Here is a 7,574-nt window from a genome sequence, read left to right as displayed (position 1 = left end):
TGAGGTGTGTAGTCTTCACGCTCTAGAAAGCGATTTACACTATCATGCGAGATATTATAAGTCTCGGCAAGTTGTGTGCAGCTAATAGAGTTCGGTTCTGTCATGAGAAAGCCCATATAAATGGGTAATGTACAAGTTGCTGTAGAAGCATGTTTAATTCGTCTGATCACAGATACTTTATAAAGTATTTTAATACTTTTTTGAATCAGTCAATGCGTAAGTCCTATAATATTTAGTATATGAATAAAATGATTATTCTTATACGATGATCTAACATAGTTTTATGACAAAATAATGACATTTGCTATTGAAATACTTCTAGTTTCGAAGTACAACAGTAGTTCAAACCTGACCAAAATCATGGGTTTTGGCGAAACAACAACACGGAGGGGTGGAGATGTTATCAGTACATTTCAAAAAGCAATTCTTCATTAACGCTCTGAAGGCAAATAAGAACATGGTGACCTATACAAGCACCACTATTGCTCTCATGCTGACACTACTTATTCAAGGCTTAATACAAGGAAATTTAAGACCTGAATACTTTGCTTATGCGCTTATTGTCTCGGTAGCCTTTTATTTATGGGCAGTCATTGACCACAAATATCGAAAGCAAAAATCAACAGAATTTTAAGTTAGAAGATGGATGAGGCATCATCCATCTTGAAAAAAGAAAAGATGCCACCCCTACCTTCTCGATTATTCAATCCATTTTAAAAAACAATACAAATAATCCCTAAAATAACCAGAAAATCATCAGCCTTTTCTCATGAATTTTCGATTCTATTTAACTTCAAATTTTGTTTTATAAATTCTTCTACATAGCCATCGTCTGCACTTTAAAAGCTTTTAGTTCTTGATTAGCTTCCAATCTCATGCAAACCATTTCTAATTGATATTGCTTTGTTTAAAACCAAAATTTAACGATGACTCCGAAGAGCAATCCGAGTGTTGCAATTAACTCGCCTATCACCAATCCAAGCATTGCCATACTCATCATCCATTTAGGTAAATGCCATTTGCCTAAGACGTGCGGGACTTTAAATTGATTGGTGGTATCAGCTAAAAAGCCATGCAGCACATAGCTTAAAATCGAAAAACTAAAAAAGAACAAATTGATGATTACAAAGAGTAAATTGAGTGTATGTGGAAGTGCTGAAAAATAGGCCAATACCGCTAAAATAAGCGTCGCTGGGGCGTATAACAAACTGCTCCGATGTGCGATATCTACATAATAATGCGCACGTGCCAGTTCAGACTGCCTTATTTGTGCATATTTCCACACACCTGTGAGCATACCTACCCATAAATAAATCCCACTAAAAACTATCGCAATTTTTACTGCACTCGAAAGTTGAAGCATGTCCATTTTAATTTACATCCATTGTTCAATTATACGCATTATTTTTATCTGTATTTCTTTTGCAATAGTACTTGCTTCAAACCTGTTATGACATGACTTTAGAGTCATACTCTTTTCAGGTTTCTTTTTGGAACTTGTGTAAATTAGTGACATCGGAACACACCCATGAAGTTTGAATCATGTCATCATCTGAAAAACTCACGATTCATTGCCAAGACGGCTATTCACTGAGTGCGCGCTTTTATCCGCACCAGACAGAGCTCAAACAGGCTTTACCTGTGTTGATTTGTCCAGCCACAGGCATTACCAAGCAATTTTATAATAGCTATGCAACATGGTTGAGCCAACAAGGCTATGACGTTTTAGTTTTCGATTTTCGTGGTATTGGTGAGTCGCTACACAGCCCTTTAAAACAATCGACAGCAAGTATTGTGCAATGGGGGCAGCTAGATATCCCTGCGGCAATCGACGCTTTGATCAGTAAAACGCAGGCACCTAAAGTCATATTACTCGGTCATAGCGCAGGCGGACAATTATTAGGTATCGTGCCAAATTATGACAAAGTTGCCAAAGTGGTTGCTGTTTCTGGCTCTACAGGTCATGTCAAAGATCTTAAAGGTCGCACCAAGCTTTTAGCTCCTGTGATGTTTAATGTGATCTTCCCGATTGCACGCTATACCATTGGCTATGGCCCGACCAATGCGATTGGTATGGGTGAAAATTTGCCAAAAGATGTTGCTCGTGAATGGGCTGAATTTTGTAGCAAACCCGGTTATGTCATCAACGCCTTAGGCAAAACTGTTCAGCATGATTTTCATCAACAGGTGAACTGTCCGATCACTGCCGTATGGAGCTCCGATGACGAAATCGCCACGGAAGCCAATGTCAAAGACTTGCTGCGCTTATACCCGAATGCTTCGACTCAAATGATTGAGTTAAAACCGAAAGAAACAGGTCATAAAGCCATCGGACATATGTTGATGTTTAAATCGTCACATCAAAATCTATGGCCGATCATTGAACAACAGTTACACGCTTAAGTTTTTGCCACTCAGTCAGTAATCCGGCTGAGTGGTCTTTTTATGGTCTGCACAAGATTCTCTACTTTTAGATTCATTCACACTGCCTGACAGCTTACATATTTTATTTTTCTATCTTTAAAACCTGTACTGAAGGTCCAAGTGTGCTTATTTTCTTCAGCCGACCATTGCAAAAAATGATATAACTATTTTTTCTCAATTATATTCTATTTTGGCATGAGTGAAGCACGACACAACCTCGACAGAATTGATCGTTTAATATTATCCGCATTAAGAGAAGATGGACGACTCACCATAGCCCAGCTTTCTGAACGTGTTGGTCTCTCCTCTTCGCCGTGTTGGACACGCTTAAAGCGTCTAGAAAATTTAAAAATTATCGACGGCTATACAGCCAACATCAATCCAAAATCGATTGGGATCAATGAATTATTCTTTATTGAAATCACATTAGAACGTCACGATGATGAAATTTTAGATCAATTTAGTGAAACTTTAGCCAATATGCCAGAAGTGGTAGAAGCACATTTAGTCACTGGCGATTATGATTATTTGGTGAAAGTTGCAGTTAAAAATGCTGAACACTATGAGCGTTTTTTACGTAAAAATTTATATTCTATGAAAGGTATACGCCATACCCGCTCTATTTTTGCGCTACGACAATTAAAATCTGCCAGCAGTGCTGACCTTATGATGATTGAGTAATGAGCCAATATAGATTTAATCTATAAGATGACTTTAAAATTTAAAGGCAATTGAGTTCAGCACTCAATTGCCCTATTTATGTGTTCTAATCTATATAGCCATCTTTTTTCAATTTTTTATCTGTCAAATACTCACGTATGACCAATGTTGCAATAATAATGATGGCTTCTAAGATCGCTACTGTGATGGTTATTTTGGTAAATACTTCGACACTGAGCAACACAAACCATAATTGAGAGATGGCTAATAAACCCCATAAAACTGAAATAATAAGTGCACTAAAGACACCGTATTTCATTTTTCTCTCTCCAAAACAACTACATAAGCTTCGCGCTTCCAAAAAAGCAGCATACGGCGGATATCTTTTTCCATCGTAATCACCGCCCAGCCTTGCTGTGCATTTTGATTTAAAAAATTGGTGAATTTAACAGGATCAACTTTTGAAGAGCCAAGCAGCAAAGATCCCAGCATACCTTCTTGATAGATAACAACTTTATATTCTTTCATCAATATAGTTCTTTATGGTTATAGTGAAATGAACAAATGTTCAGAGCAAAGTATAACGATCGGTTTTCCCTAAAACAACCAAGTTTTAACTGTCAATTTGCTCAGCATTTTTTTCAATTTTATGCTTTAATACACGCAGTATGAGATGAGCCTTATATGAGTATCACGCGAGTGATACGACTAGCCCCTAACCATGGGGCTTTTTATTGTTTTCTACTTAGCTCACATTGTTGTATTTCATTGTTCAATTCTGACAAAACGAGACTGTGAATTTCACATGTTTTCACAGGGTCCTGCTCATAAGCCGAATTAAACCATGCAGCAGCTTTTTCAAAATCTTGCTGTACGCCTAGCCCACCTAAATAAAAACTTGCTACGCTAATTTTTCCGTTCAAATCATTTGCTTCCGCAGCCTTTAAAATCCATGGATAAGCTTTTTTATAATTTGGCTTTCCATCTGTACCTCTATAATAAATCATGCCTAACCGGTGCTGATACTTTGCCAATCCTTTTTCTGCTAAAAGTACTGTAGGCTTTTCTGCAAGCAGTAGATCATTCTTTGTATAGTAATAATAGTCGGCCAATTGTTCGATATCTTCTTGCTTGCCTTTATGAGCAAATTCAATCAATAGACTTTCCAATTTTTTATCATTTCTTGGAATGAGTTCATATTTATTCATGATCAAAAGCATACGCTTTGAATCATCTAAATTTCTTTCAGCACCAATCTCAAACCATTTTGCAGCTTCTACATAATCTACGTTTACACCGACACCTTTGTAATACATCAATCCCAAATTTTGATTTGCAGAGCGGTGCCCTAAGGCAGAAGCACGCTTATACAGCGCTATGGCTTCAGGCAGATTAATCTCCACACCTTCTAGCCCCATATGTTTCAGTACAGCCAAATCATAAAGCGCCTGTTTATCGTTATTTTGTTCTTGAACGATGGTCTTTTGGACATCAATTTCAGCTGAATAGGTTATAGAAAATGGAAGTGCTGTTAATACAAATAGCATGAACAATTTGATGTAAGGTAAATGATATTTTAAAACTTTCATTGTTTATTATTCTTGATCAATAAGATGGTGAAAAATGAAATGCTAAAGCACTCTATCTAGATGCTTTAGCATTTTTTAAAGCTATATATAGTATTAACCAAAGAAGCCTATCGTTGCCTGAATGACCACAGCATTGACAATGTCTACAAAAAACGCCCCTGTCAAAGGAATAATCAAAAAGGCTTTATGTGATGGGCCATAGGTATTAGTCACTGCCTGAATATTGGCAATCGCTGTAGGCGTCGCACCGAGGTTTACGCCGCACTGCCCTGCACAAAGTACTGCTTCATCATAGCTTTTTCCCATGATCCTAAAAGTTACAAAGTACAGATACAGTGCTAAAACGAGGGTTTGTACCATTAAAATAATCACCAGTGGGCCTGCAAGATCTGCCAATAACCAGAGCTGCAATGACATCAGCGCCATCGATAAAAACAGCGCCAATGATGCATTACCAAAGACATCGATACAGCGATCAAACATTTCAATTTTAAAGCCAAGTTCAAGGGTGTTTCTTAAAAATACACCGCAAGCCAATGCCCAAACGAATGTTGGCAACTCAAACCACTGTCCGCGAGCGAAGTCCGTCATGAAGTAGGCAAAACTGATACAGACGGCAAACATCCCCATCGTTTTGACGGCATCATCTGCGGTAATTAAACGAGTTTTTTCAGGATATTCGAAAGGCGCCGTTTCAGATGCAGGCGGTGCTTCATTACGTCCTGTTGTCGGTACAAGTTCTTCTGCCAACTGAAAACGGCGGATGAGGAATTTCGCCACTGGCCCGCCCATCATGCCGCCAATGACCAAGCCGAAGGTTGCACTTGCCATACCGAGTAAGCACCTTGTATACCATGATCTTGTTCAAAGACTGTACCCCATGCGCCTGCTGTACCGTGACCACCTGTAAGTGTTACGGAACCTGTAATTAAGCCGATGAGCAGATCTAATCCTAAAATTTTGGCTAAACTGATGCCAACGATGTTTTGCAGTATGACAAATATAATGACACAGCCTAAAAACAGCACTAACGCCTTGCCACCCTCTTTGAGTTTTCCAAGACTTGCGCTCAAACCCACAGATGTAAAGAACATCAGCATGAATATTTGCTGGATTTTGGCATCAAAATTTACAGTGATATTAAAGTTTTTAAATAATATAAATGTAATAACCGCAGCGACCAAACCGCCTGCTACAGGTTCAAGAATGTTGTATTTTTTCAGGATGGAAATTTTGTGTACGAAGAAATAACCGATAAATAAAACCAAAACCGCCACGACAATTGTCAAAAAAGCATCTAGCTCATAATTCATAATTTAATCTTAAGTGCTCAATTTTATTTACCTTTTTACATAATCATTGGAGTTTTTTCAGCTAGAAAAATGTAAATAAGCTATTTACCCCCCTTCTTCTACTACACATTTTTGAAGTCTAATAAGTGAAATAAATAAAAATGCTCAGCGTATGTGATGTGCTAAGCATTGGTCGTTTATGACTGAAAAACAGGAATTTTGAGACATTATTTGATATCGAATACCCAGTTATGCGCCTCTTTATCACTGGTGGTTTCACAGACATAGTAATCTTGATCCCAAGCATCTTGGTTAAAGATTTCTTTTTTGTGGTAAGTCACCTGTTTGCCATTTTCGACGCAGACAAAGCTTTCACCTTGGTCTTTGACTTGGGTTCCGTTGAGGAAGCCACCAATACAGAGGAATCGGGATTGTTTGGGCACTGATCTATGCTACTGTAAAATAATATTAGTTGTGATTAAACGTTGTATTCTTAGAACTGTAAATAACATTTATAAATAAAAGCCTCCAATTAAGAGGCGATTATTTCTATTTTTGACAGTTATTCAAACTATTTTCTATATAGCTTTTTTCTAATTGTCCTTGTTTAAAGGATTTTAATAACCGTTCCAACCTCACTCTATTCCCAGGATAAGAGCAATACAATTTTTGCACATCATTTATTTTACTCAAAGAAGTAAGTTTACTTAAAGAATCTACGGCACCTTGCTCAACCCTAGCCCAATTTACATTTAGTTTTTTCAAATCATACTTATTGTTATGTACTGTATATAGAATATGATAATAATGAAAATCTTTTTCTGCAGGATTCATTTCCTGTATATCATTAATAATCATTTGAATAGCATCATAATTTTCTCCAAACCACTTTTTCTCAAAACTTTCCATAAATGTATTATAAATAACTCTCTGTTTTGGATATTTTACAATTCCATCTTGATAAGCTCTTAGATAATTTTCTTCAAAACCTAAATCACGTAGCGTCATTAAAAGAATGTAGTAATAAAAAGGATCTTTTGATGCAACATCATAATTTTCCATTAGAAAATTTAAATTCTGCATTGATTTATCAGCAAAATATTGCATATTATTTTGCGATACCTGTGAACTATAACTTCCCCCTCTAACACTCCAAGCCTGTTGCCTAACCCACATTGCATAATAAATATAACCTAATGGTGATTCTGGTTCAGCTTTGATCCATTTCTGTCCTTGAGCAATATTCTCTTTGTAATAATTTGAAGATGTTACACGATGCTTATTTACGATTCTAAGAAAAGAATCTAAATAACTTGTGTGTTTAAATTTACCATCAAAATTATATTCTTCGCTATTTAAGAGTTGATTGGCGTTAGTTGAGATTTCTTTGAATTTTTTTGCTTGGATCAAATCTTCAATGTCAGATTGTACTTCTGAGTTTGTTCGATATGCATTTTCATCAACTAACTTAATATTTGCTAGCTTTGTAAAAGATACCTCAGCAAAAATATTTGATGAACAAAGTGTTAATAGTATAAGTGTAATGTTTTTTAGTTTCATATGTCTAATTTCTAAAATATTATTTTGCTATTTCTATTGCAATTTTATA

General features: G+C 36.5%; 9 protein-coding genes and 2 pseudogenes. 3 read left to right on the top strand and 8 right to left on the bottom strand.

The annotated features are described in order from the left end of the window. Positions 1–170, bottom strand: a pseudogene (locus FTV03_RS17910) (IS701 family transposase); the annotation flags it as partial. A gap of 227 nt (positions 171–397) precedes the next feature. Between FTV03_RS17910 and FTV03_RS05605 the strand changes: the two are divergent. Further along, positions 398–634 carry a hypothetical protein gene (locus FTV03_RS05605; RefSeq protein WP_078188534.1) on the top strand — a complete coding sequence of 79 codons (237 nt, stop codon included), beginning with the start codon at positions 398–400 and terminating at the stop codon, positions 632–634. A gap of 273 nt (positions 635–907) precedes the next feature. Here the strand turns inward: FTV03_RS05605 and FTV03_RS05600 are convergent, their stop codons facing one another. Then, a complete protein-coding gene (locus tag FTV03_RS05600; RefSeq protein ID WP_180007847.1) occupies positions 908–1,369 on the bottom strand; it encodes a hypothetical protein in 462 nt (153 codons plus the stop codon). A gap of 173 nt (positions 1,370–1,542) precedes the next feature. On the opposite strand from FTV03_RS05600, the gene FTV03_RS05595 reads away from it, so the two are divergent. Next, a complete protein-coding gene (locus tag FTV03_RS05595; RefSeq protein WP_180040404.1) occupies positions 1,543–2,403 on the top strand; it encodes an alpha/beta fold hydrolase in 861 nt (286 codons plus the stop codon). 216 nt (positions 2,404–2,619) lie between these two features. After that, positions 2,620–3,105, top strand: coding sequence for an Lrp/AsnC family transcriptional regulator (locus FTV03_RS05590; protein WP_078188537.1), 486 nt, complete (start codon positions 2,620–2,622; stop codon positions 3,103–3,105). Positions 3,106–3,190: 85 nt separating this feature from the next. On the opposite strand, the gene FTV03_RS05585 is transcribed toward FTV03_RS05590, so the two are convergent. From FTV03_RS05585 to FTV03_RS05560, 6 genes and pseudogenes are all read right to left on the bottom strand, one after another. After that, the gene (locus FTV03_RS05585; protein ID WP_111884970.1) at positions 3,191–3,403 is read right to left on the bottom strand and encodes a hypothetical protein; all 213 of its coding nucleotides are present in this window, start codon (positions 3,401–3,403) and stop codon (positions 3,191–3,193) included. Next, positions 3,400–3,612, bottom strand: a complete 213-nt coding sequence (locus FTV03_RS05580) for a DUF4177 domain-containing protein (RefSeq protein ID WP_078193931.1) — start codon at positions 3,610–3,612, stop codon at positions 3,400–3,402. The genes FTV03_RS05585 and FTV03_RS05580 overlap by 4 nt, the downstream gene beginning before the upstream one ends. Positions 3,613–3,815: 203 nt before the next feature. Next, positions 3,816–4,673 (bottom strand): tetratricopeptide repeat protein, encoded by an 858-nt coding sequence (locus tag FTV03_RS05575; RefSeq protein ID WP_180040402.1) that lies wholly within the window; start codon positions 4,671–4,673, stop codon positions 3,816–3,818. 93 nt (positions 4,674–4,766) lie between these two features. Next, a pseudogene (gene gltS / locus FTV03_RS05570) lies at positions 4,767–5,986 on the bottom strand (sodium/glutamate symporter). Positions 5,987–6,192: 206 nt separating this feature from the next. Then, the gene (locus FTV03_RS05565; RefSeq protein WP_180040400.1) at positions 6,193–6,408 is read right to left on the bottom strand and encodes a hypothetical protein; all 216 of its coding nucleotides are present in this window, start codon (positions 6,406–6,408) and stop codon (positions 6,193–6,195) included. Between the two features lie 106 nt (positions 6,409–6,514). Beyond that, positions 6,515–7,525, bottom strand: coding sequence for a hypothetical protein (locus FTV03_RS05560; protein ID WP_180040398.1), 1,011 nt, complete (start codon positions 7,523–7,525; stop codon positions 6,515–6,517). Between the last annotated feature and the right edge of the window lie 49 nt (positions 7,526–7,574).

The organism is Acinetobacter sp. YH12218 (assembly GCF_013417925.1).
Classification (GTDB): Bacteria; Pseudomonadota; Gammaproteobacteria; order Pseudomonadales; family Moraxellaceae; genus Acinetobacter; species Acinetobacter amyesii.
The sequence above is the reverse complement of the archived record's forward strand: the minus strand, read 5'-3'. Positions and strand labels throughout refer to the sequence as shown.

Coding starts and splice junctions, on each gene's coding strand:
- FTV03_RS05605 (WP_078188534.1), top strand. CDS start 398: ATGTTATCAGTACATTTCAAAAAGCAATTCTTCATTAACGCTCTGAAG.
- FTV03_RS05600 (WP_180007847.1), bottom strand. CDS start 1,369: ATGGACATGCTTCAACTTTCGAGTGCAGTAAAAATTGCGATAGTTTTT.
- FTV03_RS05595 (WP_180040404.1), top strand. CDS start 1,543: ATGTCATCATCTGAAAAACTCACGATTCATTGCCAAGACGGCTATTCA.
- FTV03_RS05590 (WP_078188537.1), top strand. CDS start 2,620: ATGAGTGAAGCACGACACAACCTCGACAGAATTGATCGTTTAATATTA.
- FTV03_RS05585 (WP_111884970.1), bottom strand. CDS start 3,403: ATGAAATACGGTGTCTTTAGTGCACTTATTATTTCAGTTTTATGGGGT.
- FTV03_RS05580 (WP_078193931.1), bottom strand. CDS start 3,612: ATGAAAGAATATAAAGTTGTTATCTATCAAGAAGGTATGCTGGGATCT.
- FTV03_RS05575 (WP_180040402.1), bottom strand. CDS start 4,673: ATGAAAGTTTTAAAATATCATTTACCTTACATCAAATTGTTCATGCTA.
- FTV03_RS05560 (WP_180040398.1), bottom strand. CDS start 7,525: ATGAAACTAAAAAACATTACACTTATACTATTAACACTTTGTTCATCA.